31 protein-coding genes and 4 pseudogenes are annotated in these 26,405 nt (G+C 57.3%); 20 read left to right on the top strand and 15 right to left on the bottom strand.

Going from position 1 to position 26,405, the window contains the following annotated elements; genetic code table 11:
• Positions 1 to 124 (bottom strand): annotated as a pseudogene (locus tag AXF19_RS15925) (ABC transporter substrate-binding protein); the annotation flags it as partial.
• Positions 125 to 256: 132 nt separating this feature from the next.
• Positions 257 to 385 (bottom strand): annotated as a pseudogene (locus AXF19_RS14830) (secretion protein HlyD); the annotation flags it as partial.
• A 37-nt stretch (positions 386 to 422) separates the two neighbouring features.
• Between AXF19_RS14830 and AXF19_RS00470 the strand changes: the two are divergent.
• The 3 genes and pseudogenes from AXF19_RS00470 to AXF19_RS00460 all read left to right on the top strand — a co-directional run.
• Positions 423 to 674: pseudogene (locus tag AXF19_RS00470) on the top strand (MBL fold metallo-hydrolase); the annotation flags it as partial.
• Positions 675 to 753: 79 nt separating this feature from the next.
• On the top strand, positions 754 to 1,386 hold the full coding sequence (locus AXF19_RS00465; RefSeq protein WP_066843576.1) for a hypothetical protein: 633 nt from the start codon (positions 754 to 756) through the stop codon (positions 1,384 to 1,386).
• Positions 1,386 to 2,036, top strand: coding sequence for a class I SAM-dependent methyltransferase (locus AXF19_RS00460; protein ID WP_066843573.1), 651 nt, complete (start codon positions 1,386 to 1,388; stop codon positions 2,034 to 2,036). Before AXF19_RS00465 ends, AXF19_RS00460 begins: the two co-directional genes overlap by 1 nt.
• Before the next feature lie 36 nt (positions 2,037 to 2,072).
• On the opposite strand, the gene AXF19_RS00455 is transcribed toward AXF19_RS00460, so the two are convergent.
• Together AXF19_RS00455 and AXF19_RS00450 are read right to left on the bottom strand one after the other, a co-directional pair.
• Positions 2,073 to 3,269: an ATP-grasp domain-containing protein gene (locus AXF19_RS00455; RefSeq protein WP_066843570.1), complete on the bottom strand. Its 1,197-nt coding sequence runs from the start codon at positions 3,267 to 3,269 to the stop codon at positions 2,073 to 2,075.
• Between the two features lie 14 nt (positions 3,270 to 3,283).
• The gene (locus AXF19_RS00450) at positions 3,284 to 4,039 is read right to left on the bottom strand and encodes an esterase family protein (protein ID WP_066843567.1); all 756 of its coding nucleotides are present in this window, start codon (positions 4,037 to 4,039) and stop codon (positions 3,284 to 3,286) included.
• 150 nt (positions 4,040 to 4,189) lie between these two features.
• Between AXF19_RS00450 and AXF19_RS15920 the strand changes: the two are divergent.
• A pseudogene (locus AXF19_RS15920) lies at positions 4,190 to 4,297 on the top strand (secretion protein HlyD); the annotation flags it as partial.
• Here AXF19_RS15920 and AXF19_RS00445 read toward each other — a convergent pair.
• Both AXF19_RS00445 and AXF19_RS14825 read right to left on the bottom strand, forming a co-directional pair.
• A complete protein-coding gene (locus AXF19_RS00445) occupies positions 4,283 to 4,660 on the bottom strand; it encodes a YbaN family protein (protein ID WP_066843564.1) in 378 nt (125 codons plus the stop codon). The pseudogene AXF19_RS15920 and the gene AXF19_RS00445 overlap by 15 nt on opposite strands.
• Positions 4,661 to 4,736: 76 nt before the next feature.
• The gene (locus tag AXF19_RS14825) at positions 4,737 to 4,862 is read right to left on the bottom strand and encodes a secretion protein HlyD (protein ID WP_084784844.1); all 126 of its coding nucleotides are present in this window, start codon (positions 4,860 to 4,862) and stop codon (positions 4,737 to 4,739) included.
• Positions 4,863 to 4,998: 136 nt separating this feature from the next.
• On the opposite strand from AXF19_RS14825, the gene ftsE reads away from it, so the two are divergent.
• The 8 genes from ftsE to AXF19_RS00405 all read left to right on the top strand — a co-directional run bounded on the left by ftsE (position 4,999) and on the right by AXF19_RS00405 (position 13,386).
• Positions 4,999 to 5,685 (top strand): cell division ATP-binding protein FtsE, encoded by a 687-nt coding sequence (ftsE, locus tag AXF19_RS00440; RefSeq protein WP_066843561.1) that lies wholly within the window; start codon positions 4,999 to 5,001, stop codon positions 5,683 to 5,685.
• Positions 5,675 to 6,562, top strand: coding sequence for a permease-like cell division protein FtsX (gene ftsX / locus AXF19_RS00435; RefSeq protein WP_066843559.1), 888 nt, complete (start codon positions 5,675 to 5,677; stop codon positions 6,560 to 6,562). The genes ftsE and ftsX overlap by 11 nt, the downstream gene beginning before the upstream one ends.
• A 1-nt stretch (position 6,563) precedes the next feature.
• Positions 6,564 to 7,679, top strand: coding sequence for a murein hydrolase activator EnvC family protein (locus AXF19_RS00430; RefSeq protein ID WP_066843556.1), 1,116 nt, complete (start codon positions 6,564 to 6,566; stop codon positions 7,677 to 7,679).
• 17 nt (positions 7,680 to 7,696) lie between these two features.
• Positions 7,697 to 8,842 carry a S41 family peptidase gene (locus AXF19_RS00425; RefSeq protein WP_066843553.1) on the top strand — a complete coding sequence of 382 codons (1,146 nt, stop codon included), beginning with the start codon at positions 7,697 to 7,699 and terminating at the stop codon, positions 8,840 to 8,842.
• Between the two features lie 95 nt (positions 8,843 to 8,937).
• Positions 8,938 to 10,344 carry a TolC family protein gene (locus AXF19_RS00420; protein ID WP_066843550.1) on the top strand — a complete coding sequence of 469 codons (1,407 nt, stop codon included), beginning with the start codon at positions 8,938 to 8,940 and terminating at the stop codon, positions 10,342 to 10,344.
• Entirely contained in the window at positions 10,341 to 11,447 is a 1,107-nt protein-coding gene (locus tag AXF19_RS00415) for an efflux RND transporter periplasmic adaptor subunit (protein ID WP_066843547.1), read from the top strand. The genes AXF19_RS00420 and AXF19_RS00415 overlap by 4 nt, the downstream gene beginning before the upstream one ends.
• A 15-nt stretch (positions 11,448 to 11,462) precedes the next feature.
• A complete protein-coding gene (locus AXF19_RS00410; protein ID WP_066843544.1) occupies positions 11,463 to 12,182 on the top strand; it encodes an ABC transporter ATP-binding protein in 720 nt (239 codons plus the stop codon).
• On the top strand, positions 12,172 to 13,386 hold the full coding sequence (locus AXF19_RS00405; protein ID WP_066843539.1) for an ABC transporter permease: 1,215 nt from the start codon (positions 12,172 to 12,174) through the stop codon (positions 13,384 to 13,386). Before AXF19_RS00410 ends, AXF19_RS00405 begins: the two co-directional genes overlap by 11 nt.
• A 66-nt stretch (positions 13,387 to 13,452) precedes the next feature.
• On the opposite strand, the gene AXF19_RS00400 is transcribed toward AXF19_RS00405, so the two are convergent.
• Complete coding sequence (locus tag AXF19_RS00400; RefSeq protein WP_066843536.1) at positions 13,453 to 13,797, bottom strand: cupin domain-containing protein; 345 nt, start codon at positions 13,795 to 13,797, stop codon at positions 13,453 to 13,455.
• A gap of 118 nt (positions 13,798 to 13,915) precedes the next feature.
• Between AXF19_RS00400 and AXF19_RS00395 the strand changes: the two genes are divergently transcribed.
• The 7 genes from AXF19_RS00395 to AXF19_RS00370 all read left to right on the top strand — a co-directional run bounded on the left by AXF19_RS00395 (position 13,916) and on the right by AXF19_RS00370 (position 21,379).
• Positions 13,916 to 14,674, top strand: coding sequence for a YdcF family protein (locus tag AXF19_RS00395; RefSeq protein WP_066843533.1), 759 nt, complete (start codon positions 13,916 to 13,918; stop codon positions 14,672 to 14,674).
• A complete protein-coding gene (locus AXF19_RS00390; RefSeq protein ID WP_066843530.1) occupies positions 14,671 to 16,014 on the top strand; it encodes an MATE family efflux transporter in 1,344 nt (447 codons plus the stop codon). Before AXF19_RS00395 ends, AXF19_RS00390 begins: the two co-directional genes overlap by 4 nt.
• A 171-nt stretch (positions 16,015 to 16,185) precedes the next feature.
• Positions 16,186 to 16,335: a hypothetical protein gene (locus AXF19_RS14485; RefSeq protein WP_172837336.1), complete on the top strand. Its 150-nt coding sequence runs from the start codon at positions 16,186 to 16,188 to the stop codon at positions 16,333 to 16,335.
• A gap of 27 nt (positions 16,336 to 16,362) precedes the next feature.
• Positions 16,363 to 17,874, top strand: a complete 1,512-nt coding sequence (locus AXF19_RS00385; protein ID WP_066843527.1) for an AAA family ATPase — start codon at positions 16,363 to 16,365, stop codon at positions 17,872 to 17,874.
• A gap of 2 nt (positions 17,875 to 17,876) precedes the next feature.
• Positions 17,877 to 18,983, top strand: a complete 1,107-nt coding sequence (locus tag AXF19_RS00380) for a hypothetical protein (RefSeq protein WP_066843520.1) — start codon at positions 17,877 to 17,879, stop codon at positions 18,981 to 18,983.
• A gap of 187 nt (positions 18,984 to 19,170) precedes the next feature.
• Entirely contained in the window at positions 19,171 to 20,748 is a 1,578-nt protein-coding gene (locus tag AXF19_RS00375) for a tetratricopeptide repeat protein (RefSeq protein ID WP_066843518.1), read from the top strand.
• Positions 20,717 to 21,379: a hypothetical protein gene (locus tag AXF19_RS00370; protein WP_066843516.1), complete on the top strand. Its 663-nt coding sequence runs from the start codon at positions 20,717 to 20,719 to the stop codon at positions 21,377 to 21,379. The genes AXF19_RS00375 and AXF19_RS00370 overlap by 32 nt, the downstream gene beginning before the upstream one ends.
• An 86-nt stretch (positions 21,380 to 21,465) precedes the next feature.
• On the opposite strand, the gene AXF19_RS00365 is transcribed toward AXF19_RS00370, so the two are convergent.
• From AXF19_RS00365 to AXF19_RS00340, 8 genes are all read right to left on the bottom strand, one after another.
• Complete coding sequence (locus tag AXF19_RS00365; protein WP_066843508.1) at positions 21,466 to 21,648, bottom strand: XRE family transcriptional regulator; 183 nt, start codon at positions 21,646 to 21,648, stop codon at positions 21,466 to 21,468.
• Complete coding sequence (locus AXF19_RS00360) at positions 21,645 to 21,989, bottom strand: type II toxin-antitoxin system RelE/ParE family toxin (protein WP_066843505.1); 345 nt, start codon at positions 21,987 to 21,989, stop codon at positions 21,645 to 21,647. The genes AXF19_RS00365 and AXF19_RS00360 overlap by 4 nt, the downstream gene beginning before the upstream one ends.
• Before the next feature lie 58 nt (positions 21,990 to 22,047).
• Positions 22,048 to 22,224: a hypothetical protein gene (locus AXF19_RS14145; protein ID WP_157092457.1), complete on the bottom strand. Its 177-nt coding sequence runs from the start codon at positions 22,222 to 22,224 to the stop codon at positions 22,048 to 22,050.
• Positions 22,225 to 22,247: 23 nt separating this feature from the next.
• Positions 22,248 to 22,502 (bottom strand): Txe/YoeB family addiction module toxin, encoded by a 255-nt coding sequence (locus tag AXF19_RS13225; protein WP_084784712.1) that lies wholly within the window; start codon positions 22,500 to 22,502, stop codon positions 22,248 to 22,250.
• A complete protein-coding gene (locus tag AXF19_RS00355) occupies positions 22,499 to 22,765 on the bottom strand; it encodes a type II toxin-antitoxin system RelB/DinJ family antitoxin (RefSeq protein ID WP_066843502.1) in 267 nt (88 codons plus the stop codon). The genes AXF19_RS13225 and AXF19_RS00355 overlap by 4 nt, the downstream gene beginning before the upstream one ends.
• Before the next feature lie 65 nt (positions 22,766 to 22,830).
• A complete protein-coding gene (locus AXF19_RS00350) occupies positions 22,831 to 23,613 on the bottom strand; it encodes an amino acid ABC transporter ATP-binding protein (RefSeq protein WP_066843499.1) in 783 nt (260 codons plus the stop codon).
• Positions 23,594 to 24,238 (bottom strand): amino acid ABC transporter permease, encoded by a 645-nt coding sequence (locus AXF19_RS00345; RefSeq protein WP_066843491.1) that lies wholly within the window; start codon positions 24,236 to 24,238, stop codon positions 23,594 to 23,596. Before AXF19_RS00345 ends, AXF19_RS00350 begins: the two co-directional genes overlap by 20 nt.
• A 67-nt stretch (positions 24,239 to 24,305) precedes the next feature.
• Positions 24,306 to 25,109, bottom strand: a complete 804-nt coding sequence (locus tag AXF19_RS00340; protein WP_066843489.1) for an amino acid ABC transporter substrate-binding protein — start codon at positions 25,107 to 25,109, stop codon at positions 24,306 to 24,308.
• Between the two features lie 223 nt (positions 25,110 to 25,332).
• Here AXF19_RS00340 and AXF19_RS00335 point away from each other — a divergent pair, with 223 nt between their 5' ends.
• Positions 25,333 to 26,352 carry an HD-GYP domain-containing protein gene (locus AXF19_RS00335; RefSeq protein ID WP_066849910.1) on the top strand — a complete coding sequence of 340 codons (1,020 nt, stop codon included), beginning with the start codon at positions 25,333 to 25,335 and terminating at the stop codon, positions 26,350 to 26,352.
• The last annotated feature ends 53 nt before the right edge of the window (positions 26,353 to 26,405 follow it).

Here is a 26,405-nt window from a genome sequence, read left to right as displayed (position 1 = left end):
GGGATCTGAGGAACAGTAAAGGAAGCACTGATAAATTCAGCACCGTCATCTTAGCGCATCTTTTTTGCCCGCACTTCGTCGGCAAATCCTCCACATAGCCTCTGCTATGCGTCCGGTTTGCCTCCTAGTTCGGACGAAAAAATCTACGCCAATCTGACGGACTTCATTTTATCAGTGATTCCTAAAAGATGCGAAAAGAGGAGCTTCTGTGCGAGGGAAAACCCCGTACAGCGGCTTCTTTTCGTATAGGGGACTCTTAGGGAAGCACTGATAAATTCAGCACCATCATCTTAGCGCATCTTTTTTGCCCGCACAACGCCTGCAAATCCTCCACATAGCCCTTGCTATGCGTCCGGTTTGCCTCCTTGTTCGGACGAAAAAATCTACGCCAATCTGAGGGTCTATTTTATCAGTGATTCCTTATGCAGTGGCATGCGATCCACATGCTGCCGAACGAGACGGCGCAGGCGGCGGAGGACGTGCGTGCACGCGTCCTGCTTCCCGCGCACGGCGGCAAATTCGCACTCGCGCTCCACACATGGCAGGAACCGTACCGAGAGTTGCTGAAGGAGAGCGCAGGGCGTCCCTATCGGATGGTCACACCGCGCATCGGTGAGGCGGTGGATATGGAGAATCCCGCCGACTTCCCGCATTGGTGGGAAGGGATAGCATAGGAAAAAGATAAAATAAAGCGCTGCGCTAATATGGCGCGGCGCTTTGTGCGATAGAATATAATAGAGGAGTGATAAATAGGTGATTTCATCAAAGATTCGATTCCCCGTGATCTTCGTCGGCATATTTGTCGCTGCGATTCTGGCGGCGCTCTATGTGGCGACGTTCGGACGGATGGAGCGCGCGGACGCGGCGGAGAGCATCAAGCTCTACTGCGACGCGTTTGTGCGGCAGGATGAGGAGGCACAGAAGAAGCTCGTCTCGTATGGTGCACCGACGGACTCGTTCAATATGAAGGCTGCGTTCTCGAATGCCCTGCAGACCTCGGGCGCGATGCTCTCCCCCGAGGAGGCGGCAGAGATTGGCGATGCCTATATGGAGTCCCTGCGCACTGCTACGGTTGAGACAGCGGTCACGGAGCAGGGGCGGGAGCAGGCGATGGTCGAGGTGACGGTGACGCGGTTCAATATGGAGGCGGCGCGCGAGAAGGCATCCTCGCTCATGCGTCAGCGGATGAAGCTGGACGGCACGCCCGAGGAGCTGCGCAAGACGGCAGTCGAGGCGACAGCGGAGGCATATCGCGCGCTCGAGCCCGTGGGCACGGTGACGTTCTATGTGCCCGTGCGCTACAACGAGGAGACGCGCATCTGGGATCCTGCCGACCCGATGCAGTTCGGCTTTGATCTGTCGAAACAGACGATGGGGGTAGAATGATGGCAAATACAGACTGGCGTGAAACGGATCGCGTGACGGCGGAGGGGAATCCGCGCCGCCCCGAGGGGGAGGCAGGGCGTGCAATGCTCGCACGCATGAATGAGAGTCATGCACGACTCGTGGACTGGGGACTCTCGCACATAGACCTCCATGCGGGGGATACGGTGCTCGATATCGGCTGCGGCGGCGGCAATACGCTCGCGCGGATGGCGGAGCGCGTCACCGAGGGACATCTCGTCGGCATCGACTACGCCGAGACCTCGGTGGAGGCATCGCGTGCATTCAATGCGCCTCTGATCGAGGCGGGACGCATGGAGATCCTGCACGGTTCGGTGGAGCATCTTCCGTTTGCAGACGAGCATTTCGATGCGGTGGTGACCGTGGAGAGCTTCTACTTCTGGCCGAATCCCGAGGAGTGCCTGAAAGAGGTTGCGCGCGTTATAAAGAAGGGCGGCACGTTCCTCCTGCTCGCGGAGATCTACGAGCGGGATGATCTGCCTGAGAGCATCTGCGAGAAGATCGCGGGCTACGCGCTGACGAATCCGACGCCGGAGGAGTTCGAGCGGCTCTTCCGTGCGGCGGGCTTTGCGGTGGTGGAGACGCATTTCAAAGAGGGCGAATACTGGATCGCCGTGCGCGGCGTTCGATGACATAAAAAAAGACTGCGTATGCAGTCTTTTTTTATGTCAGCAGCTCTGCTGCTCCTGCACGAAGCGGATGAATTCGTTCGTCTCGTCCTGTCCTCTCAGCTTTGCCGTATACATCTGGTTTCCCATCTGCGGCGACATCATCTCGGGCATGCGCTCGCACATGACGATCTTGCCCGCATAGCGGCTCAGGATCTCCTCGTGTGTGTGTACGTAGCGGTGGAAGTCGCGGCGGCTCGCATACGCGCAGTAGCAATGCTCGTTCCTGTCGGGGAGGAGGCGGCGGTTCGCCGTAATCATATCCGCCCAGATTTCATAGACATCGGTGGAGTGGGCGAAGTTCATCATGTCCGTCGTGTAGCCGCCGGCGGGGCGCATGTTGACCTCGAGTCCGACGAAGTCGCCGACATTCCCAAGTCCCGGTTTGTCCTGCGTCAGGCGGAAGAACTCGAGGTGAACGAAGCGGCTGCGCACGCGGAACGCCTTGAGCGTGGCACGTCCCGCCTTCTGCAGCGCGTCGGGCACGCGATCCGTCGTGTAGTAGGAGAGGTCGAGCTGATAGAGCACGATGTCCATGACAGACGGCGGCCAGACGGTCATGGACTCGAAGATCGGATTCGAGTCCGCGTCGACGATGGCGTCATAGGAGCAGATGTCGCCCGTGACAAACTCCTCCATGACATAGGGCACGGTCGGCTTTGAAGCGTAGAAATGGCGCAGCTCATCGTGATTGTCGATGCGGTAGGTATCTGTTGCGCCGACGCCCGTGTCCGGCTTTACGATGACGGGATAGCCGACCTCCGCGAGGAACTCCTCGGCGGCGGCAAGCGTCGTGACCTTCACGAGGCGCGCGGTCGGAATGCCCGCCTTTTTGTAAAAGGGTTTCATTGCGGACTTGTTCTTGATGTGATCCATATCGCCGCTCTGCCAGCCCGTGCGGATGTTGAAGTCCGTGCGCAGACGCGCATCGCTCTCAAGCCAGTACTCATTGTTCGACTCGATCCAGTCGATGCGTCCGTATTTGAATGTAAAGAATGCAACGGCGCGCAGCATCTGGTCGTAGTCGGCGAGCGAGGGAACGAAGTAGTACTCTGTCAGTGACTCGCGCACCTCATGATGCAGGTGATCGTAGGGGGTGTCGCCGATGCCGAGCACGTTGACGCCCTTATTTTTCAGACGGTCGCAGAAGTTCCAGTAGACGCGCGGGAACTGCGGGGAAACAAAGATAAAGTTCATGTGCTCACCTCATTTCACGCCTGCTCACGTAGGACGAAGGGGAGGAAGTAAACGAACTGCTTCTTCCACCAGACCCAATCGTGATCGACGTCGTAGCCCCAGAAATCGACCCATGCGTGGATGTCCTTGCTGTAGAGGAGGTCACCCATGAGCGCTGTCGTGCGGCGACCCTCCTCCTCCCAACGTCCCTGTCCGACGCAGAGTACAATGCGCCGTCGGTTGTAGAGGTCGATATAGGGATGGTCGCCGGGCATATTCGCAAGGAAGTCGAGCGGCGAGTTGTCGTAGAGAACCTCGTTCGTCCAGCCGTCGGTGAAAAATTTCGCATCGTAGACGCCCGAGAGCGAGAGTACGCCATCGAAGAGATCGGGACGGCGGAAGAAGACGATTGCGGCGTGCAGTCCACCGAGACTGCATCCTGCGGCGATGGGGAGGCGCTTGCTCGTATTTTCCACGTAGATGCGGGGGACGACCTCGTCGATGATATAGGCATAGTACTGCTCCTGCCGATGCGCGCGCCACACCTTATCGCCCCAGTGGTTTGACCACGTCTCCGTGTCGACGGTGTCCACACAGAAGAGCTGAATGCGTCCGCGTGCGAGATCGTCTGCCAGCGCCTCGATCATGCCGAAGTTCTCGAAGTTGTCACTCATCGCGTCCTGCGTTGGAAAGACGAGGATGGGTACGCCCGCAGACTTTCCGTAGACACGTATATTCATCATGCGGTCGAGCCGCGTGCTGTGCCAGTTGATTTCTTTGCAGCTTGTCATAAAAACCTCCCTGACGTTCCGTTTGCTATCATATATACTCTAACGAATAGCATACGTTTTGTCAAACGGAATACTCACGCCTCTTTTTTTAGGGAATCGCTGATAAAATGAAGTCCGTCAGATTGGCGTAGATTTTTTCGTCCGAACTAGGAGGCAAACCGGACGCATAGCAGAGGCTATGTGGAGGATTTGCCGACGAAGTGCGGGCAAAAAAGATGCGCTAAGATGACGGTGCTGAATTTATCAGTGCTTCCTTAGCGTCGGCACGCGAAAGACAAAGAAGATGACGTGCAGGAACCACATGAGACTGATCGCCATGCGCGCGTGCGGATGGTCGGTCAGCAGGAAGGAGATGCCCATGAGCGTCGTGACGGGAAGCATGATGCGGAGTTTCTGCCCGATGGTCATGCCGCGCCGTCCGCTCTGCATGAGCACCATCGTCCGGCGGTAGATGCGCGTTGTGCGCAGCCATGCATCCAGACGGCGCGAGCCGCGCGTGAAGCAGAATGCAGCGAGCAGGACGAACGGGACGGTCGGGAGGATCGGGAGAAATGCACCGAGAATGCCGAGCCCGAGGCTGATGAGCCCGAGCGAGACATAGAAAATTTTTTTTAGGATCATCACAGTTTTCCTTATGAATAAGAATCATTTACCTCAAAGAGGATAGCATGAGAAGAAGAAAATGGCAACGCAGTGTTTAAGGAAACACTGATAAATTCAGTCCCGCCGACTTGGCGCATCTTTTTCGCCCTCTCTGTGTCGACAAATCCTCCACATAGCCACCGCTATGCGTCCGGTTTGTCTTCTTGATAGGACAAAAAATCTGCTGCCAATCCGGAGCACTTCATTTTATCAGTGATTCCTTTGTAGTTTTTTTGATTTGTGGTATAATAATAGGCGGTTTTTTAGGACTCCCAATTCATAGGGAATTTGGTTTTGGAGAGGGATAAGACACATATATGATTCGCATGAAAAATGTCTCGAAGATATATGAGAACGGTGCAGTTGCACTCGATCACGTGAGCATCGAGATCGGCAAGGGCGAGTTCATCTTCGTTGTCGGTGTGAGCGGCGCGGGCAAGTCCACGTTCATCAAGATGCTCTTTCGCGAGGAGCTTCCGACGGAGGGCGAGCTCTTCGTCAACGGTCACGATGTTGTCAATATGGATGTCAAGGACGTGCCGTATCTCAGGCGTGGGCTTGGCGTCATCTTTCAGGACTACCGTCTGCTGTCGGACAAGACGGTCTATGAGAATGTGGCGTTCGCGATGCGCGTCATCGAGGCACCGCGCCAGATGATCCAGCGCCGTGTGAACGCGGTGCTCGACGTGGTCGGGCTGCGCGACAAATACCGCAATTTCCCCTCGCAGCTCTCGGGCGGCGAGCAGCAGCGCGTCGCCATTGCACGCGCGATTGTGAACGATCCCGCGATCCTCATCGCGGACGAGCCAACGGGCAACCTCGACCCCGAGACGAGCTGGGACATCATGGACATCTTTAAGCGCATCAATGACTCGGGCACGACAATCGTCATGGCGACCCATGACAAGAACATCGTCGACACGATGCAGCGCCGTGTCATTGCCATCGAGGGCGGGCACATTGTGCGCGATGAGCAGCGCGGAGGATATGGCTATGAAGATTAGAACCGCCGAATACTATGTGCAGGAGGTCTTTCGCTCCCTGCGCCGCAACAACTGGATGACCTTCGCGGCAGTCGGAACGGTGGCGGTCTCGCTCTTTATCCTCGGGGTGTTCCTCATCCTTGCGCTCAACATGAACCGCGCGGCATCCCTGCTTGAGTCGCAGGTACAGATCAGCGTCTATATGAAGGACGATCTCACAGAGGACGAGGAGGAGGAGGTCGGCGCGCAGATCCGCGCGCTGCAGGGGATCGAGTCCGTTCAATACGTCAGTCGTGAGGAGGCGCGCACGCGCCTTGCGGATCGCCTCGGCGAGCAGAAGTATCTGCTGGATGCGCTCGGCGACAAGAATCCGCTGCCGAATGCCTATGAGGTGACGGTGCGTCAGCCGGACATGGTGGAGACCGCCGCACGGCAGATTGCGCGCATGGACGGCGTGGAGTCGGCGAAATATGGGCAGGATGTTGTGGAGCATCTCTTTGACATCACCCGCCTCGTGCGTATCTTCGGCGTGCTGCTCATCCTGCTGCTCGGCAGTGCGACCGTCTTCATCATTGCAAATACGATCCGTCTGACGGTATTTGCACGGCGGCGCGAGATTGCGATCATGAAATACGTCGGTGCAACGGACGAGTTCATCCGCTGGCCGTTCGTGCTCGAGGGCATTGTGCTCGGCTGCATCGGCGGGCTGATCTCGGCGGTCGTCCTGCGCAGCTTCTACGCGGGTGTGACGAGCAAGGTCTACGATACACTCGCGTTCTTCCCGCTGATCCCGCAGTACCCGTTTATGAACTATGTGAGCCTCGTCATCATCGGGCTCGGCATGGCGATTGGGGCGGTGGGGGCGTGGGTCTCGCTCAAGCGTTTCCTGAAGGTGTAATATGAAACAAGGTTTGAAAAAGACGCTCGCAGCGACGCTTGCCGCCGTATTCCTTGCCGCAGGGCAGGGCGCAGCGGCAACGCTCGAGGAGGAGCGCGACAGCTATGACGCCGAGGTTGAGGAGCTGGGGCGGCAGAGCGAGGCGCTTGCGGGCAAGATAGACTCGCTCTCCGAGCAGAAACGTCTCCTCGACGAGCAGGCGAGTGCAGCGATCGCAGAGCATCGGGCACGCCGCGCGGAGCTGAATGCGACGCTCGAGCGCCTCGAGGAGAACGAGGAGAAGCTCGAAGTCGCCGAGCGGGACTTCGACCGCAAGAGCGAGGCGCTGGGGAGGCGCGTGCGCGATATCTACATCAACGGGCAGATCTCCTATGTGGATGTGCTCTTTGGTGCAAAGGATTTCTCGGATTTCCTCACGCGCATGGATCTCCTGAAGCGCGTCATCAAGCAGGACTATGACCTCGTGCACGAGGTGCTCACCCAGCGGAGTGCTCTGCGCGCGCTACAGGAGGAGCTCGAAAAGGATCGTGCGGCTCAGGAGCCGCTCGAGAAGAAGGCGCGCGAGGCGCGCCTTGCGATGGAGGACAAGGTCGAGCAGCAGCAGGCGCTCATTGAGCAGATGAAGTACGACAAGGCGACGATCGACCGCAAGCAGGACGAGTCCCGTGCGGCATCCGAGCGCATCACGCAGATGCTGCAGCGCAGCGGGCTCAGGAATCTGCCCGTGCAGGGCTCGGGCGCGATGCTCTGGCCGCTCGCGGGGGAGATTACCTCGGATTTTGGCTGGCGCACGCACCCCATCACGGGCGCGCAGAGTTTCCACAGCGGCATCGACATCGGCGGCGACTACGGCGAGCCGATTTACGCCGCACAGGCGGGGACGGTCGAGTATGCGGGCTGGATCTCGGGCTATGGCAACGCCGTCATCATCAACCACGGCGGCGGCATCTCGACGCTGTATGGGCACTGTCAGGCACTTCTCGTGAGTACGGGGCAGAGCGTCGCGCAGGGCGAGCTGATTGCCGAGTGCGGCTCCACGGGCAACTCCACGGGACCGCACTGCCACTTCGAGGTGCGCGTCAACGGCGAACCTGTGAACCCGCTCGGATATCTATAATTTAAGCGAAAGAGAATATGAACAGAAAAAAATTAGGTTGCATCATCGTCTTGTCCGCACTGTTCGGGAGCATGCTGACCGTATTTGCGGCGGGCGCGCTCCTGCGCTCGGCAGGACTCTATGCGGACGATGTCCTGCGCTTCTTCGGCGTGATGCAATTCATTCAGGCGCGCTATGTGAATCCACCCAATACGACGGCGCTCATCGACGGCGCAATCGACGGCATGGTTGCGTCCTTGGGTGATCCGCACTCTATCTATATGCCCCCAACGATGTTCCAGGAACTGCGCGCGCATACGGAGGGCTCGTTCGGCGGCATCGGCGTGACGATGGGCTTCAAGGACAATATCGTCAAAATCATCTCCGTACTCGAGGGGACGCCCGGCGAGGCGGCAGGGCTGCGCGCGGGCGATGAGATCATCGCCGTGGACGGTGTGCCGACGAGCGAACTGCGCAGCGAGGAGGTCGCGCTGCGCATTCGCGGCGAGGCGGGCACGCAGGTCGTCCTGCGCATTCTGCGCGATGGGCGCGAAGAGGAGTATACGATCACGCGGGACATCATACAGGTTGCGTCCGTACGCGGTACAATGGTCGAGGGCACGGCGATCGGCTACATTCGTATCGGCTCCTTTGCAGAGCATACGGGTGAGGAATTCACGAGCGAGATGAACCGTCTCGCGGGCGAGGGCATGACCGCGCTCATCATCGACCTGCGCGAGAATCCGGGCGGGCTCATCACGAGCTGTGTTGCCGTCGCCGAGCAGGTAGTACCGGCGGGCACGATTGTCTCCGTCATTGACCGCGATGGCGACGAGGAGGTCTACACCTCCTCACTCTCGGCGCGTAAATACCCCATCGCCGTACTCATCGACGAGAACAGCGCGAGCGCCTCGGAGATCCTTGCGGGTGCATTGCAGGATACGGGTGCGGCGACGATCATTGGCACGACCTCGTATGGCAAGGGCTCGGTGCAGGCCGTTCTGCCACTCTTCCACGAGGACGGACTGAAGCTCACAATCGCAAAGTATGTGACGCCGAACGGTCGCTCCATCGACGGCACGGGCATCACGCCCGACATCGTGGTCGAGCGCACGCCGACGGATACCGAGGATGTGCAGTTCGAGGCGGCCAAAAAATACTTGGAGGAGCATCCAAGTCTCTAACAGAAAAATAACTGCGTTCTAAGAAGGACTTAGCGCCCTTGCGTTAGCATGGGCGCATTGTTATATGGACGTTTTACCTACTAGAGGAGGACTTTATGTATAGAGAGAAGCGCAGGCGGCAGTGCTACCGCGCATTTGCAGCACTCGCCCTGAGTACCGCTCTTTTCATGCCACTGCCCGCGCACGCGATGAGCCTCACACTTACGGAGGCAATCGACATGGCGCTCGCGTCGAATACGGGGCTGCGCATCACTGCGGAGGGCGAGCGCTCTGCGGACGCTGCGCTGAAACAGGCGCGCGGGAAGAACAGCATCTCGGCAGAGGCGGGCGATACGCTGCGCACGAGCAAGTCGAAGGACGAGGATGCGCAGGCAAGCAACACACTATCCCTCTCCGCGCGACTGCCGCTCTACAGCGGCGGTGCGAACGAGGCGAATATCGAGTCCGGCGAGATCGGCGCGCAGTCGGCGCGTCTCATGACCGAGCGTGCGCGTGAGGATCTGAAATATGAAGTGATCGTCGCCTATTGGGGTGCGGTGGAGGCATCGAAAAAGGTCGAGGTGCAGCGCGACACGGTGAACAAATACGACGCGCATCTGAAGAATGTCACGGCGCTCTATGACGCGGGTGCGCAGGCGAAGATCGACGTGCTCCGCTCCTCCGTGGAGCTCTCGAACGCACGGCAGGAACTCATCAGCGCGGAGAATAGCTACGAGGTGAACCTCGCGACCCTGCGCAATCTGATGAACATCGCGCGCACAGAGCCTCTGACACTCACGACGGAGGTCACATATCAGCCCTTTGAGAAGCCGATGGAGGACTGCATTTCCTACGCCTATCGCAACCGCGTCGATCTCATGGCGGAGCGTGCGAAGCTGCGCCAGCGCGAGCTGGCGGTGGACAGTGTGAAGGCGGGGAAGAAACCGACCGTCAGCCTCACGCTCGGCACGGGGCTTTCGAGTCAGTTTCAGCCGCGCCATGATTCGAGCAGCGATGTGTCTGCGTCCGTCGGCGTCAGCTGGAACATCTTTGACAGCGGCGTCACGCGCGGGGCAATCGAGGAGGCGGAGGCAGAGCGCGATATTGCCCTGCTGAACGTACAGAAGGCGGAGGAGACAATTGATCTGAACCTCCGCAAGGCATACCTCAATATGCGCGAGGCGGAGAAGCGCTTCACCTCGACGGGGAACGCCGTTGCACAGGCGCGTGAGGACTACCACATCGCGAGCGAGCGCTACCGTGCGGGCGAGGGCATTCTGCTCGACATCATCGACGCACAGACCGCGCTCGCATCGGCAGAGACGAACGCCATCAGTGCGCGCTATGACTACGCGCGCTATCGTGCGCAGGTTGAGAATCTCATGGGCGAGGAGCTTACGGAGAGCGAGCGCACGGCAGCGGCGGGCCTTCCCTCCGTAACACAGGAGGAGCGCGCGGCAGCACAGGCGGCATATACCGAGGCAGGTTCGACTGCCGCGATACAGAAGGGGGAGAACCCATGAAACGGAGGACGATGCTCGGCGTCGGCATCCTCGCAGCTGCCCTGATTGCGGGCGGCGGCTATGCCTACTATACGATGAGTGCGGCAGAGAATGCGGCACAGGCGGTTGAGACAGTGACCGTGCAGCGCATGGACATCAAGTCCACGGTCGAAGCGACAGGGACGATCCGCCCCGTGGACTCGGTCGAGGTCAGCTCGAAGATTACGGCGCGCATCAGCTCCGTGCTCGTGAAGGAGAACGATACGGTCACGGCGGGGCAGGTCGTTGCAACCCTCGACGGCAAGGACTACGAGGCGAAGCGCGATCAGGCGCAGTACCGCGTCACGAATACGCGCGCGAAATATAACCGCATGAGCTACCTTGAGAGCATCGGCGCGAAGTCGAAATCCGATCTCGAGGATGCGGAGTACAACTACGATACGGCGCAGTCCACGCTCGAGGAAGCCGACTCCGATGTGAATGAGACCATCATCACTGCGCCGATCTCGGGCGTCGTGGTCGGGGAGCCGAAGACGGCGGGGACGATGGCAGTGCAGGGATCGGACAACCCGACTGTCATCATGCGTATTGCAGACCTATCGAAGAAGCAGATCAAGGCAAAGGTGGACGAGACCGACATCGGCAGCATCCGCGTCGGGCAGGAGGCGACGTTTACCGTCGATGCCTATACGGATAAGAAATTCACGGCGCGCGTCTCGAAGATCTCGCAGACCGATGTGACGAACACATGGGATACGAGTTCGTCCGCCTCGTCCTCCTCATCGGGGACGAGCGTCATCTACTACTATGTGACTCTCGATGTGGACGATCCCGAGAATCTGCTCCTGCCGGCGATGACGGCACGCGTCGTCATCAACACAGCAGATCGGAACAATGCGCTCGTCGTACCGCTCTCCACGCTCAAGACGGACGCAGCGGGATCGTATGTCCTCGTCCTGCAGGAGGATGGCACGCAGGAGACGCGCTATGTGGAGACGGGCATCTACAGTGACGAGTATGTCGAGATCCTTTCGGGACTCAGCGAGGGTGAGCGCGTCGTCAGCACCTATACGGCAAAGATCGTCCCGATGAGTATACAGGCGGGTGGCCCGCCGCCGTTCTGATACGGGGGGATTTCGATGGAAGCAAAAGAAATGCCCGCGACCATCCGTCTGCGCGGCATTCGCAAGCTCTACCGCATCGGCGGGGAGACGCTGGCGGCGCTCGACGGGATCGATCTCGACATCGGGCGTGGTGAGTTTGCTGCGCTGATGGGACCCTCCGGCTCGGGGAAGTCGACGCTGATGAACATCCTCGGCTGCCTCGACCGTCCGACGGAGGGCTCGTATCTGCTCGACGGCGAGGAGGTCGCGGGACTCAGCGACGATGCTCTTGCCATGACGCGCAACAAGAAGATCGGCTTTGTCTTTCAGAATTTCAACCTGCTCCCGCGCATCTCTGCGCTCGACAACGTCGCGCTTCCCCTCGTCTATGCGGGTACGGGGCGGCGCGAGCGCACAGAGCGCGCGCAGGAAATGCTCGAAGCCGTCGGACTCGGCGATCGCGGGCAGCATCTGCCAAACGAACTCTCGGGCGGACAGCGCCAGCGCGTCGCCATTGCACGCGCACTTGTCAACGATCCGCATATCATCATGGCGGACGAGCCGACGGGCAACCTCGACACGAAGTCGACGGCGGAGATCATGGACATCTTCGAGCGCATGCACGAGAAGGGGCATACGATCATCCTCGTCACGCACGAGCCGGAGATCGCCCAGCGTGCGGGTCGCCAGCTGCTCGTCCGTGACGGCAGGATCATGCGCGACGAGGGGAAGGGGGTCGTGATGGATGTTGTTTAAGGAATGCTTCGGCATGGCACTGAACGCCCTCCTCGCGAACAAGCTCCGCTCTCTCCTCACGATGCTCGGCATCATCATCGGCGTGGGTGCGGTTATCGCGATGGTCTCCATCGGCATGGGCGTGCGTACGAGCGTCTCGGACTCCTTTGCGAGTCTCGGCTCGAATATGCTCATCGTTATGCCGGGCTCCGCCAATCACGGCGGCGTGCGCGGCAAGGCGGGTTCACGTAAGTCGCTGAAATACGATGATGCCAAGGCGATTGAGAGCAAGATCAAAGGGATTGACTACGTATCCCCCTCGGTCTCCGGTGCCTATCAGGTGGTGAACGGGAATCTCAACTGGAATACGACGGTGGAGGGCGTTACGCCGGAGCTGATGCAGATCCGCTCACTCAAGGTCGAGAACGGGTCGTTTATCACGGCGAATGATATGGCAAAGCGCAGCCGTGTCGCCGTCATCGGGCCGACTGTCGCCACGAATCTCTTTGGCACGGAGAACCCCGTCGGCAAGAATATCCGCATCGACAACCAGCCCTTCAAAGTCATTGGCATTACGGCGTCCAAGGGGCAGTCCATCGGTCAGGATCAGGACGATGTGATCTACATCCCGATCACGACGGCGCAGGAGCGCATGCTCGCGATCACGCATGTGCATTCGATCAATATACAGGTGTCCTCTCCTGAGATGATGGACACGGTGCAGGCGGAGATCGAGAATTTGCTGCGCCAGCGTCACCACATTCGTAGCGGCGCAGATGATGACTTTACCGTGCGCAACATGACGAGTATCATGGAGAGTTTTGCCGAGAGTACGAATATGATTACGCTGCTCCTCGGCTCTATCGCGAGCATCTCGCTGCTCGTCGGCGGCATTGGCATCATGAACATCATGATGGTCTCTGTCACCGAGCGCACGCGCGAGATCGGCATCCGCAAGGCTCTCGGAGCGACCTCCTCGAACGTGCTCATGCAGTTCATGATTGAGTCCATGGTCATCGGCATTGTCGGCGGCATCATCGGCATCGTGCTCGGCATCTCGCTCTCGAAGGTAATCGGCGCGTTCGGCGGGCTCACGACCACCATTGACATCCTGCCCATTCTCGTTTCCTTCTCCTTTGCCGTCGGCATCGGCCTCTTCTTCGGCATCTATCCCGCACGCAAAGCCGCGCGGCTCGATCCCATCGATGCGCTCAGGTATGAATAAATAGGGGACTCAGCCAATCAAAAAGCCCACAACGGAAAATTTCCGCTGCGGGCTTTTCATATTCTGTCACTTATTGATAATCAGCGCCATAAAGACGAGATCCTCGGTCTCGGAGGCGTTGGCGATGGCGTGCACCTCGCCCTCGGCGCAGAACGTCGTCGTGCCGGGACCGATCTCCATCTCCGTGCCGTTGTCGTTGTAGCGTGCACGTCCCGATAGAATGTGATAGGTCTCCGTATTGCCCTCGTGCTTGTGCACCCCCATCGACGCGTGGGGCGGGATCGTCACGCGCGCATACATCGCGCATTTGCCGTCAAGTTCCGCAGGGCCGATGAGCTTCTGAATGTGGATCGTGCCGTTGCCGCCGAAGCGTTTCTCGGCGTCGATGTGCTCGGATTCGATGATTGCCATGAAATAATCTCTCCTTTGTAAATACACGCAGATTCTGATAGAATGAACAGGGAAGCGCGCAGAACGTGCTTCGCTTTATATTCTAAATATTCGCGATGGAGGCGTATTTTCCTTTTTTATGATTTACATTTTGAAATTCGGGGCGGCGTGGATTCTGCCGCCGGGGATCTTTATCCTCGCGATGGTGGGGGTTGCCGTCTATCTCTGGAAAAAGCGCGGACTACGGTGTGCGGCGGGGGCTGCCGCCGTGACTGCACTCCTTCTCTATCTCCTCTCGATCGGCGCCGTTGCTGATCGCCTGATGGGAAGCCTAGAGCGCACGTATGACGTGCCTGCCCGGCCGCAGGGCGATGTCATCGTCATGCTCGGGGGCGGGGCGATTGCAGATGTGCAGGATGTGGACGGCGTGGGGATGCTCGCGCAGAGTCCGTCCTCGCGCCTTCTCACGACACTCCGCCTCTATGAGCGGCATCATCTGCCGATCCTCGTCTCGGGTGGGCAGGTGTTCAGCGATACGGGCTCAGAGGCTGAGATTGCGCGGCGCGTCCTCCTCTCGCTCGGCGTGCCCGACACGATGATCTACGTCGAGGGGCGCAGTCTCACAACGGGGCAGAATGCGCGCTACTCGGCGGAGATTCTGCGGCAGGAGGGCTTTGCCCATCCCATCCTCGTAACCTCGGCATTCCATCTGCCGCGCGCCGTGCTCAACTTCGAGCATGAGGGCATTGTGGTCACGCCGTATCCCGCCGATTTTTGGGTGAGCGGCAATCCACAGCTCTATCTGATCAAATTCGCGCCGAATGCGGGTGCGCTTCTCACGAATACGGTCTTTCTACAGGAGAAGCTGCGCATCTTTGTGACGAGGTATCTGGAATGACGAAGAATCTGACGGAGGGTGATCCGACGCGGCTCATCTTCTTCTTTGCCCTGCCGCTCGTTGCGGGGAATATGATGCAGCAGCTCTATTCGTTTGTCGACACGCTTATCGTCGGGCGCTTCCTCGGTGTGAATGCGCTTGCGGCGGTCGGCTGTACGGGCAGTCTCATGTTCCTCGCGCTCGGCTTCATCATCGGATTCTGCACGGGCGTGACGATCTACACGGGGCAGCGCTTTGGCGCGAGCGACCGTGCGGGCGTGCGGCAGAGTGCGGCGGCGTGCATGATCCTCGGCGTTGCAGTTGCGCTCACGCTGACCGCGATTGTCCTGCCGCTGACGCGGACGCTGCTCGTCCTGATGGAGACGCCGCCCGAGATTTTGGACGGCGCGTATGACTTCATCTCTATCATCTTTGCAGGGCTCATCGTGTTCATCCTGCTCTATCTGCAAAACTGTCTCATCCGCGCGCTCGGCGACAGCAAGACGCCGACGATTCTGCTCGCCGTCACGCTCGGGATCAACATTGCGCTCGAGCCGGTCGCAATCCTCGTCCTCGGGTGGGGGATTCCGGGCGCGGCGCTCGCGACCGTCGTCTCGCAGGCAATCGGCGCACTCCTCTTCTACATCTATATCCGTTGGCGTGTGCCCGCGCTGCATACGCGCCTATCGGACTGGAAGCCGAGCGGAGCAGTCCTCATGGCGCATCTCAGGATGGGGCTGCCGATGGCGTTTCAGTCCTCCGTCATCGCCATCGGCGCGATCATCCTGCAAGTCGCGCTGAACAACCTCGGTGCGCTGCCCGTCGCAGCATACGCGGCGACGCAGAAGATTGATGCCGTCGCTGTCATGCCCATGCTCTCGTTCGGTTATGCAATGGCGGCGTACACGGCGCAGAACTACGGCGCACAGAAATATGAGCGCATCCGCATGGGTGTGCGTGCGTGCCTCAAAATGTCGATGGCGTTTGCCGTCGGCATAGGTATCCTCCTGATCGCATTCGGCACATTCTTTCTGGAGCTCTTCGTCGGGGCGGATGCGGAGGGCGCTACGGAGGTCATTGCCTACGGGCACATGTTCCTCATCGTCAACGGCTCGGCGTACATCATTCTCGCACTGCTCCTCGTCTACCGCAACGTATTGCAGGGACTCGGGCAGAGTGTTATCCCGACCATTGCGGGCGCAATGGAGCTCGTCATGCGCGCGGGCGCTGCCATCTTTCTCTGTGGCACGCTCGGCTTCCTCGGCGCGTGTATGGCAAATCCGCTCGCATGGATTGGCGCGGCGATTCCCGTCACGATTGCATATTTTTGGACGGAGCGCACGCTGCGCCACGCGTCCTAAAATTTTCTCAGTCATAAGAAAGAGCATTTACACGTAGTTTCAAGCGCGCGTAAATGCTCTTTTTTGTATGTAAAATGTCTTTACGGGGGGGTGGAAAGTGCTATCATAGAGGACAGAGGAAAGCTGTGGATAAGTGCGCCGCGCGCACGCTGTATGAAAGGATGAATGATCATGGCAGCACCGAAGATGACCGAGTATATGTGCACCTATTGCGGCAAGAAGGAGCAGAAGAGCATGCAGGCGGGACGTCCGCAGCCCGGGAAATGTCCGCGCAAGCCGGGCAATCAGCCGCATTCATGGGTGGTCAATCGGACGTATTGAGATGCATAGCAGAAATGAGGGAACATCATGACAGATCAGCCGGTATTTCGCAAGGAGCTCGAGCAGTATATGGATGCGGGGCTGCCGCTGCTCTACATCGACACGCTCGAACATGGCAAGGTGCGCAGCATTCTTGCAGAACTCGCCGTGCAGAAGGGGCGCGGGCTCATCGAGTGGAGCATGCACAGCGGATATGTGGACGCAGCAGCGGGCATCAGATATGCCTCCGACCTGCGTGCCTCGCTTGATACGGTGCTGCGGGAGCAGAATTTTGCGCGCAAGATCCTCGTGCTCGAGGATGTGGAGGGAATGCTCGAGGATCCCGAGATCGTCTCGCGTCTGCGCTACCTCGCGGAGCGCATCGCGCTCGGCGAGATGGATGACTGCACCGTCGTCCTTGTCGCGCCCCTCGGCACGATCCCGCGCCCGCTCGAACCGTATATCACCCTGATGAGCCTCGACTATCTCAGTCCCGAGCGGATCAAGGCGCACATCCTTCGTTTTCTCGAGAACCTCGGACTTTCCACACCTGTGGAGGATCTGCTCGAGAGCTTTGCCATGCACCTGCGCGGGCTGACCGAGACGGAGATAGACAACATCCTCTCGCTCGCCGTGAGCGAGGATGGACAGCTTGACGCGGGCGATCTGCCGATGGTGCTGCGTCAGAAACAGCAGATGATCAAGAAGTCCGGCATCCTCGAGATGGTGACGGTGCATGAGACCGTGGACGACATCGGCGGGCTTGAGAATCTGAAGGATTGGCTGCGGACGAAGGCGCAGATCTTCCACCATGTACGCCGTGCGAAGGAGTTCGGCGTGGACATCCCGAAGGGTGTCCTCATCGCGGGCATGCCTGGATGCGGCAAGTCGCTCACGGCAAAGGCGGCGGCGACCATGTTCGAGGTGCCGCTCCTGCGCATGGACATGGGGCGGCTCATGGGCAAGTATGTCGGCGAGTCCGAGGCGAATATGCGCCGCGCGCTCCAACTCACGGAGGCGAGCTCTCCCTGCGTTCTCTGGATCGACGAGCTGGAAAAGGCATTTGCAGGTGCGGGCGCACAGGGGGGCAGCTCCGAGGTGACGACGCGTCTCTTCGGCAGCTTCCTCACGTGGATGCAGGAAAAGGACAGCCTGGCCTTCGTTGTCGCGACCGCGAACAATATTTCCAATCTCCCGCCCGAACTCATGCGTAAGGGACGCTTCGATGAGATTTTCTATGTGGACTTCCCGAACCAGAGCGAGCGGGAGAAGATCGCGAGCCTCCACATCGGCAAGCGCCGCCGTCAGGATCTCGCGCAGATCGACATCGCCGCACTTGCAAAGAAGTTGGACGGCTATTGCGGGGCGGACATCGAGAGCGTCGTGCGCGACGGCATCGAGGCTGCATTTGTCGCGGGTAAGGAGCACGTCACGACGGAGGATTTGCAGGCGGCAATCCGACGGACGCATCCGATCTCCGAGACGATGAAGGATGCCATCGAGAGTATGGCAAAGACGTACAAGTCGAAGAAATTCACGAACGCATCGCGGGAGGCGTAGAGATGGCACAGGATATTCGTATGGAGGGATTCCGCACGGAGGAATCGAAGGGACTTTTCTCCGTCGCGAAGGAAATGCTCTCCTCATGGATGGAGAAACCGAAGGAAAAAAGCACAGTTGTCTGGCTCGGTGAGGAGTTCATTCAGCGCGTCGGCGGCATGACTGCAGAGGCGGCGGGGGAACTCAGTTCCTCCATCATGGACGGCGTGGATCAGTTCACCGAGAGCATGAGCGAGATCGATGAGACCTGCCGCGCGGGCGGGACAAAGGAGGCGTGGCTGCAGGAAAAGTTGCTCTCCGTACCGGGCGCGACAGAGGAGGAGCGTGCGCGCTACCTCGCCGAGGCACAGCTTGCGCTTGCTGCGGGCAACAACGAGGTGCATCGGGCGCTGCACAGCCCGCAGGAGGTCGAGACGCTGCCCGCCACCATCGAGGAGCGCGTGCCGGACGGTGCGGGCGGCGGTGCATGGCAGCCCATCCCCGTCAAGGTCGCCGCGCAGGGCGTCGCGGAGCAGGCTGTGCTCGCTGGCGTCGGCGGTGCGGCCCTTGACACAGGGCTGAGATACGCTGAGGGGGAGGACGGTGAACCGCTCAATACGGGCATTGACCTCGCCGAGGAGCAGACAGGCTCGGAGAACGACTGCGGCATCAAGGCGGTCGCGACGGGCTCGCTCTACGTCGCCGTCGAGCGCGGCATCATCCCCTTCATCAAGAAGGCGACGCCGCTCCCTGTACTCACAAATATTGCCTGTTGGGGCGTCGAGAGCGTGCGCACAGCCTCGCAGGTCTTCAGCGGCAAGATCAGCGTTGCGGCGGCAGTTGACCGCATGGGGCGCATCGCCTCTGCTGCCATCGGCGACCTCTGCACGAAGGGCATCGGCGCACGTGTGCTTACCGCGATTCCCGTCGTCGGACCCGTCCTCGGCACGGCGGTCGCCTCTGCCATCAGCAGTCAGTCCGGCAAGAAGATCGCTTCTGCCGTCTACGAGGGATTCAAGGTCATCCGCCCTGTCGTGACGAAGGTCGCCGAGGGACTGCACAAGGTCGCGACCAAGGCGGTGCAGACCGTGAAGAGCTTTGGCAGGGCGATATTGAGCATATTTGATTGAGAGAATGAGGTGCCCCTATCGGCTCGCTGCGCTCGCCACTTCTACGCGTTCCGCGCACAGGCCCCGTCTCGGACGGGGGAAGCTAATATGGCGCAGTCTAAAAGCCTCCCCTGCCGCAGCGGGGGAGGGGGACCGCGTAAGCGGTGGAAGGGGCGCTCTGTTTATAAAGTGTGGAGGAAGTAATATCATGGCGCGAAAAGTGAAATTCCCACTCGACTTAAAGGACGGCTATCAGGCGCGCAGCAACATCGAGGAAGTGCGCACGTATTTCGACATCGAGAAGATCATTGCCCAGTTCCATAACGGCAAGCTGAAAATCTGGCTTGAGGATCACTATTTGCCCGCCGAGGCGGAGCAGGTCGGCGCACTCGATGGGAACGCGCCCGACCTCGCACAGCGCCTCTGCACCATCCTCGGCGTCACAGATGTTCCAACCGAGAACGTGGACACAAAGACCGTCCAAACAATCCAAAGGCGTGAGGAGCGTCGCCATCGCCTCAGTCAGTATACGACGAATCAAATTCTCTGCGATATGGCGGAGTTCGCTACGTTTGAGCAGAGTGATTTGGACAGGCTCATCAAGGAGGGCGCACAGGAGATTATCCTGTGTAATGCGAGTTTCCGTATCCCATTAAACGTGAAGAACAAGACCTATCTCGGTGTCGGGAAAGCCGTCGCTGTGATTGACAGCAAGACGGCAGTCGATTTTGAGACACTCGGGATTCGTTTTGTTGATGTACCCTTTGATGAGAAATATCTGGAAACCATTGCGGATGAGCCACGCAGATACTTCGAGCAGGGACAGCAGTACGAGGAGAAGGGAAAGGATAAGAAAGCCATCGAGTGCTATCAAAAGGCAATCGACCTCGGCTATGACGATGCCCTTTTTGCCCTTGCGGAGCTTTATGAAAATCAGGGCAAAGAAGAGGATATGATTCGCCTCTTGGTGAAGGCGGGAAATCAGGGCAATGTCGGGGCGATGGATCGCTTAGAAACACATTTTAAAGAGGTTGAAGACTATAGAAGTGCGATACGGTGGACAGAAAAGAAAGCAAAACTTGGTGATGCTGATGCTATGTGGTGGATGGGCGTCCGATACCGTGAGGGGGAGGTTGTTGAGCAAGATTTAGAAAAAGCGTTTGACTGGTTTCAGAAATCGGCACGTGCGGGGCATGATGGGGCGATGTGGTGGCTAGGAGATTGCTATCGTGACGGTGAGGGAACAGGGGAGGATATTGGCGAAGCGATAAAATGGTATGAGAAATCTGCTGCATTAGAAAATTCTTATGCCATGTGCAGACTGGGATTGCTGTACGATGCAGGAAAGGGGGTTCCACATGATGTGTCGATTGCCGCACAGTGGTATCGGAAATCTGCCGAGGCCGGAAATGGCTACGCTATGTATTATTTGGCAATGGATTACGAGTATGGCGAAGGCGTGGCGCAGAGTGAGGTGAAGGCAAAGGAGTGGTATGAAAAGGCGGCATATAAACAAATTCCAGAGGCAGAATGCCGCTTAGGAGAGTATTGCTTCGATGAAGGCAATTATGCAAAAGCACGATTCTGGTATAAGCGTGCCGCTGAACGGGGGAGCGGTGAAGCACTGTATATGCAGGGGATACTTCGCTCCTCGGAAGAATATGGGCTGCACAATGATAGAAAGGCAGTCGAGTATTATTGGAAATCAGCAGAAGCTGGTTACGGTTGGGGGATGTATAATCTGGCGCGTTGCTATGAAGAAGGGAGGCATTGCGAAAGACCTTGACTCGGCGTGGGAGTGGTATGTCAAGGCGATGAACGAGGGGATTCAACCTGCAAAGAAATGGCTGTGTAAACAACTTATCAATCCTCATGTTATGGCTGAACTCTGCTCTACACTGATTCTTGGGCGATTGAAGTCGGGAAAAATTCTATGGGAGGAAGAAGGTTATTGGAAGAATGGCTATACCTATGAAGTGAATCCCAATATCACATCTGATCGAGAGTGGATTCGCAAGGGCATTATGGAACGTAATGAAATCGTTGTTGGAGGAACGACAAATCCAAACTTGTTTTCTGACAACGAGGAGATTATATTCACAAATAAAGGTCTTTATCTACTAGGAGAGAGTGGAAATGCAAACTGGAATCCATACGTAGGTATTTCAGATGTGGTATTTATCAATCGTGGTAGAAAATCTTTCCAAATCTGTCTGACGAATGGAGATACAACAGATCTGGAAAATGCAGCTGAATGGGACAAGATGATGGGGTTAAGCAACATGCGCCTCTTCCTGCTTCTCGTGGCGCATTTCATCGGTCAGTCTACATACGAGTTTATAGAGGCGGAATTGCAAAAGCTGCGGCTTGTTACCCTCGCATCCCTAGAGAATCACAGCATTGCCGACTATCTTTAATCATATGAAAATAAAAGAACAGGGCAGATACGGAGGCTCATCACCTCTGCATCTGCCCTGTTTGGTATTTCAATAGATTTTTTCCTTTAAGCATAGGCTATACGCGACGCATCGTGATCTGAAGCAGGGGAAGCAGAACCTTTATTATCGTGATTCAATGCACGCTGCTGCGCAAGTTCTTCCTGATACCAATCCTCAAGCGTATCATACTCCCGCTTAAACTCAGGGTCTTTTAGCTGTTCTTCCAAGAACTCTAACCATGTAGTCATGATGGATTCCTCCTTTTATAGTCATCTCGGTATCTTTTTGCACGGTCTATTTCTTCCGGAGGTGTCTTTTGTGTTTTTTTAATGAACCCGTTTGTGAGAACGGCAGTATCACCAACCATAAAGAAGTATAAAACACGAGAAATATTGTTGCCGAATATTGTCCTGAGTTCCATTATGCCATCACCAAGATTTTTTGAAATCGGAGGGCGTAGACTATGTCCCGCTGTAATCAGCTGATTGACAGTACGAGCAACTTTTGCTCGCATTTTAGGATCAAGTCCTTTTAAGAACTCTTTTGCCGGTTCTGTTCCATCTTCTTTCTGATAGAAGATAACATTCATCAGTATTCCTCCAAATGGAGTATATTTATATATTATATCACAAATCTACAACGCTGTTCTACGATTCCCCTTTTATGACGATCTTTAGAATATCCTTTTTGACCTCCTGCGCCATTGCAGCGACCTCGGGCATTCCCTGTGCGGGCGCTTCTTCGATCATCTCGTTGAAGATGTCGATGAGCTCGTCAACCTCAAGTTCTTTGATGCGGTTCAGGTCGATAATCTGTGCGGACATGATTTCCTCGCTTTCTCTTATGCTCAATAGTGTCCTCTGCACGCGAGAATATACAAACTGCCATCCTGTATACGATAGACGAGCCGATTTGTTTCGTCTATGCGGCGGCTCCAACAGCCGGAGAGCTTTTCGCGGAGTGGTTCGGGTTTTCCAATTCCCTCGAATGCGTGTCGCTGCACATCTTTTAAGAGGTCATTAATTCGCTTCAAGGTTTTGCGATCTTGTCCCTGCCAATAGAGATAGTCTGCCCATGCACGTTCTTCCCATAGAAGTTTCATTCGTCAACCTCGATGAGGTCATGCTCTTCAAATTTTGCCTTGCCGCTTTTCATATCGGCCACAATACCTTCGAGGTATGCAATGTTGGCAGGAGAGTAGAACGGATCAACGGAAACATCGAAAGGGATGCGCCGCTCACGACTCATCTTTTTTGCAAAGATGGTAAATGCCGTTGTCATATTCATGCCAAGATCACGGCAGACTTGCTCCATGCTGCACTTCAAGTCTGTATCCATACGAAAATTGATCAATGTTTGTGGCATTTTCATCACCTCTTGTATAGAGTCTAACATGGGAGAAAGACAATGTAAAGATGAAATAAATACGATTATAGCATATTCCGCAAGAACTCCCGTGTCCTCTCCTCCTTCGGCGCAGAGAAAAATGTCTGCGGCTCTCCCTGCTCGACGATGACGCCGTTCTCCATAAAGATGACGTTGGTGGCTGCCTCGCGTGCGAATGCCATTTCGTGCGTGACGACAATCATGGTCATGCGTTCGGCGGCAAGTGCACGCATGGTGCGCAGCACCTCGCCCGTGAGCTCGGGGTCGAGGGCGGAGGTCGGCTCGTCAAAGAGCATGATGTCGGGCTTCATGGCAAGGGCGCGCGCGATGGCGACGCGCTGCTGCTGCCCACCCGAGAGCTGGCTCGGATAGTAGTTCTCGCGGTCGGAGAGTCCGACCTTTGCCAGCAGTTCGCGCGCATAGGGCAGGATCTCCTCTTTGCGTTGTCCCTTGACGTGACAGGGCGCTTCGATCAGGTTCTCAATGACGGTCATATGGGGGAAGAGGTTGAACTGCTGAAAGACCATGCCCGTGGACATGAGGATGCGACGCACGTCGGCATTGCTCGCATATGTCGCCGCCCGTTCTCCTTCCTTCGTCTCGCAGAGCGTTTCCCCGTTGATCGTGATCGTGCCGCGATCAATCGTCTCGAGTTTGTTGATGCAGCGCAGGAGTGTGGATTTGCCCGACCCCGAGGAGCCGATGATGGCAAGTACCTCGCCGCGCGTGAGGCTGAGGTCGATGCCGCGCAGGACACCGAGCTCACCGAAGGATTTATGAATGCCGCGCATGGAGAGCATCGTCTCGTTAGCTGCTGTATCTGCCATAGTATGCCTCCAGCTTTTTGAATCCATAGGTGAGCACGGCGGTCATTGTGAGGTAGAAGATGCCTGCAATGAGGAATGGGGTCATGTCGAACTCGCGCTGAACGATGGTGCGCGCGACGCGCAGGAGGTCGTTCATGGCGAGGATGTAGACGAGGGAGGTGTCCTTGACGAGGTTGATGGTCTCGTTGCTGACGGGCGGCAGGGTGATGCGCAGCACCTGCGGCAGGACGATGCGCCGCATGGTGAGCGGGGCGCTCATGCCGAGGACGCGCGCCGCCTCGAACTGCCCGCGCGGGACTGCCTGTATGCCGGAGCGGAAGATCTCCGCGAAGTAGGCGGCGTAATTGAGGACGAATGCGAGGAGTGCCGCTGCAATGTCGGGCAGCATGATGCCGACCATCGGCAGCGCGAAGTACACAAAGAGGAGCTGCAACATCAGCGGCGTGCCGCGCATGATCCAGATGTAGATCTCAAGCAGCCGACTCAGCAGGCGGAAACGCGAAAGCCTCCCGAGCGCGGCAAAGAGCCCGAGCGGGAGGGAGAGGGCGAGCGTGACGCAGAAAATCTCGAGGGTGACGGTTGACCCCTCGAGCATCAGAAGTGTTGTATCCAGTATCTTATCCATCAATTATTTCATCCTTGCAGGCAAAAAGAGACTGCCGCGCGGAGCGGCAGCCCCTTCTACCTTATTTTTATTTCGTGATGTCCTTCGTGAACCACTCGGTCGAGATCTTTGCCATCGTGCCGTCCTTCTTCATCTCGTCGAGGACTTTCTGAACCTCATCGCGCAGGGCAGTGTTGTCCTTGGCGAATGCAATGCCGAACTCGCTCGTGGGGCCGACCACAACGTCGAGCGCCTCGATCTCCTCGGGGTGCTTGCTCATGTAGTAGCGGCCGACGATCTCATCGCCGATGACGGCATCCAGACGACCGTTCTCGAGATCCATGAACGCCGCAACATAGTCGGGGTACTTCTTGACCTCCTTGACCTCGTTCTTGTAGAAGTCCGTTGCGTCGATGTACTCCTCGGCGGTGCCGGCGCTCTGCGTGCCGACTGTCTTGCCTGCGAGGCTCTTCTCATCCGTGACGGCGGTGTTGCCCTTCTTTACGAAGATGATCTGACGGTTGTCCATGTAGGGATTCGAGAAGAGCATATTCTCCTTACGCTTCTCGGTGATGTCGAGACCGTTCCAGAGAATCTGGACGCGGCCACTCTTGAGCTCCGCCTCCTTGCTCGACCAGTCGATCGCCTTGAACTCTACCTCGCGTCCGAGACGCTTCGCCGCCTCCTTTGCGAGGTCGACATCGAAGCCGACGATCTCGTTCTTCTCGTTCTTGAAGCCCATCGGTGGGAAGTTGTCGTCGAGTCCGACCACGATCTTGCCCATCTCTGCCGCATTGTCCGTCGAAGGTGCCTTTTCACTGCCGCAGCCCGTGAGGAGGGCTGCCGACAGCGCAAAGACCGCCGCGCCCGTAAATATATTTTTCCAGTTCATCTCCGCATCTCTCCTTAATTTGTTGCTTTAGTGAGATAAAGTGTTGACGTAGGTTATTATACGTCATAGATTAAAATAAAGTCAAGTTTTATTTTGGACAGGCAGGGTTTTTTTCATAAAGGGCGAAATATTTATAGGTGCAATAGTTTCGTACGTAATGAAGAGGAAAATCGAGGGAGGGCTTACCTTGCGTGCAATATCCGTGGACGATCTTGAAAATGGAATGATACTTGCGCGAACGATCGTCAATGCCAAACGTGTGGTTGTTGTATCGGAGAATACGGAGCTGACGGCGGCGCATATCACGCGCCTAAGGTTCTTGAAGATTCCTGTTGTCTACATTAAGGATGAGACGGAGCTGAAGGAGGACCGGTCGCCGATCTTCTCGCGTAGCAATCTCTTTATCAAGCAGTATGAGAATGTGGTCGGGACGGCGAAATCCATCTTTGAGGAGACGAAGAAGACGGGGAATGTGCCCGTTACCGAGACGAACGAGATGGTGCAGACAGATCTCCTGCCGCTCTCACGCCGTAGCGGGACGATTGACTATCTGAACGAGGTCAATCATCTGGCGAGCGACATCTACAACCACTCGCTGCGCGTGTCGATTCTCTCGGGCGTTATTGCGAAGTGGATGAAGCTGGATCGTGAGACGGCAAAGGATATCGTTCTCGCGGGCTTCCTGCACGATGTCGGCAAGTCGAGGTTCGATCAGCGCCTGCTCGAAAAGAATATTGATACGCTCACGGGCGAGGATTATGAGCGCTATATCCAGCACACTGTGGATGGGGCGCAGATCCTCAGAAATGTCGCGGGATTGACCGAGGGCGTGCGCCTTGCCGCGCTGCAGCATCACGAGCGGATGGATGGGAGCGGCTTCCCGTTCAATATCGCCGGCGAGGATATCCACCTCTATGCCCGCATCATTGCTGTTGCAGATCTCTATGATAATATCACGGTTGAGCGCGAGGGCTATCCACGCCGCACGCCGTTCGATGCAGTGTCGGAGATCGCGCGCCAGATGTATACGGCGCTCGATCCGCAGGTCTGCATCCCTGTGCTGATGAATATCAAGAATGCATTCCTCGGTTCGCGCGTGCTCCTCAGCAATCATCGCGAGGGCACGATCACGGCGTATCCGCACGGTGTTGTGCCGCTCCCAATCGTCACGATCTCGGAGGACGAGGTGATCGACCTCAACGAGAACAAGAAGATCACGATCATCGAGTACAACCCAAAATAATCTGCATGCCACGCAAAAAGCCCATCGGATCGCTCCGATGGGCTTTTTCGATG

The sequence above is a fragment of the Selenomonas sp. oral taxon 126 genome, from assembly GCF_001683335.1.
Lineage (GTDB): Bacteria > Bacillota > Negativicutes > Selenomonadales > Selenomonadaceae > Centipeda.
Note: the sequence above shows the minus strand (reverse complement) of the source record. Positions and strands in the feature narration are given on the sequence as shown.

Coding starts and splice junctions, on each gene's coding strand:
- AXF19_RS00460 (WP_066843573.1), top strand. CDS start 1,386: ATGGCAAATACAGACTGGCGTGAAACGGATCGCGTGACGGCGGAGGGG.
- AXF19_RS00455 (WP_066843570.1), bottom strand. CDS start 3,269: ATGAACTTTATCTTTGTTTCCCCGCAGTTCCCGCGCGTCTACTGGAAC.
- AXF19_RS00450 (WP_066843567.1), bottom strand. CDS start 4,039: ATGACAAGCTGCAAAGAAATCAACTGGCACAGCACGCGGCTCGACCGC.
- AXF19_RS00445 (WP_066843564.1), bottom strand. CDS start 4,660: ATGATCCTAAAAAAAATTTTCTATGTCTCGCTCGGGCTCATCAGCCTC.
- ftsE (WP_066843561.1), top strand. CDS start 4,999: ATGATTCGCATGAAAAATGTCTCGAAGATATATGAGAACGGTGCAGTT.
- ftsX (WP_066843559.1), top strand. CDS start 5,675: ATGAAGATTAGAACCGCCGAATACTATGTGCAGGAGGTCTTTCGCTCC.
- AXF19_RS00430 (WP_066843556.1), top strand. CDS start 6,564: ATGAAACAAGGTTTGAAAAAGACGCTCGCAGCGACGCTTGCCGCCGTA.
- AXF19_RS00425 (WP_066843553.1), top strand. CDS start 7,697: ATGAACAGAAAAAAATTAGGTTGCATCATCGTCTTGTCCGCACTGTTC.
- AXF19_RS00420 (WP_066843550.1), top strand. CDS start 8,938: ATGTATAGAGAGAAGCGCAGGCGGCAGTGCTACCGCGCATTTGCAGCA.
- AXF19_RS00415 (WP_066843547.1), top strand. CDS start 10,341: ATGAAACGGAGGACGATGCTCGGCGTCGGCATCCTCGCAGCTGCCCTG.
- AXF19_RS00410 (WP_066843544.1), top strand. CDS start 11,463: ATGGAAGCAAAAGAAATGCCCGCGACCATCCGTCTGCGCGGCATTCGC.
- AXF19_RS00405 (WP_066843539.1), top strand. CDS start 12,172: ATGTTGTTTAAGGAATGCTTCGGCATGGCACTGAACGCCCTCCTCGCG.
- AXF19_RS00400 (WP_066843536.1), bottom strand. CDS start 13,797: ATGGCAATCATCGAATCCGAGCACATCGACGCCGAGAAACGCTTCGGC.
- AXF19_RS00395 (WP_066843533.1), top strand. CDS start 13,916: ATGATTTACATTTTGAAATTCGGGGCGGCGTGGATTCTGCCGCCGGGG.
- AXF19_RS00390 (WP_066843530.1), top strand. CDS start 14,671: ATGACGAAGAATCTGACGGAGGGTGATCCGACGCGGCTCATCTTCTTC.
- AXF19_RS14485 (WP_172837336.1), top strand. CDS start 16,186: ATGGCAGCACCGAAGATGACCGAGTATATGTGCACCTATTGCGGCAAG.
- AXF19_RS00385 (WP_066843527.1), top strand. CDS start 16,363: ATGACAGATCAGCCGGTATTTCGCAAGGAGCTCGAGCAGTATATGGAT.
- AXF19_RS00380 (WP_066843520.1), top strand. CDS start 17,877: ATGGCACAGGATATTCGTATGGAGGGATTCCGCACGGAGGAATCGAAG.
- AXF19_RS00375 (WP_066843518.1), top strand. CDS start 19,171: ATGGCGCGAAAAGTGAAATTCCCACTCGACTTAAAGGACGGCTATCAG.
- AXF19_RS00370 (WP_066843516.1), top strand. CDS start 20,717: ATGAAGAAGGGAGGCATTGCGAAAGACCTTGACTCGGCGTGGGAGTGG.
- AXF19_RS00365 (WP_066843508.1), bottom strand. CDS start 21,648: ATGACTACATGGTTAGAGTTCTTGGAAGAACAGCTAAAAGACCCTGAG.
- AXF19_RS00360 (WP_066843505.1), bottom strand. CDS start 21,989: ATGAATGTTATCTTCTATCAGAAAGAAGATGGAACAGAACCGGCAAAA.
- AXF19_RS14145 (WP_157092457.1), bottom strand. CDS start 22,224: ATGTCCGCACAGATTATCGACCTGAACCGCATCAAAGAACTTGAGGTT.
- AXF19_RS13225 (WP_084784712.1), bottom strand. CDS start 22,502: ATGAAACTTCTATGGGAAGAACGTGCATGGGCAGACTATCTCTATTGG.
- AXF19_RS00355 (WP_066843502.1), bottom strand. CDS start 22,765: ATGCCACAAACATTGATCAATTTTCGTATGGATACAGACTTGAAGTGC.
- AXF19_RS00350 (WP_066843499.1), bottom strand. CDS start 23,613: ATGGCAGATACAGCAGCTAACGAGACGATGCTCTCCATGCGCGGCATT.
- AXF19_RS00345 (WP_066843491.1), bottom strand. CDS start 24,238: ATGGATAAGATACTGGATACAACACTTCTGATGCTCGAGGGGTCAACC.
- AXF19_RS00340 (WP_066843489.1), bottom strand. CDS start 25,109: ATGAACTGGAAAAATATATTTACGGGCGCGGCGGTCTTTGCGCTGTCG.
- AXF19_RS00335 (WP_066849910.1), top strand. CDS start 25,333: ATGATACTTGCGCGAACGATCGTCAATGCCAAACGTGTGGTTGTTGTA.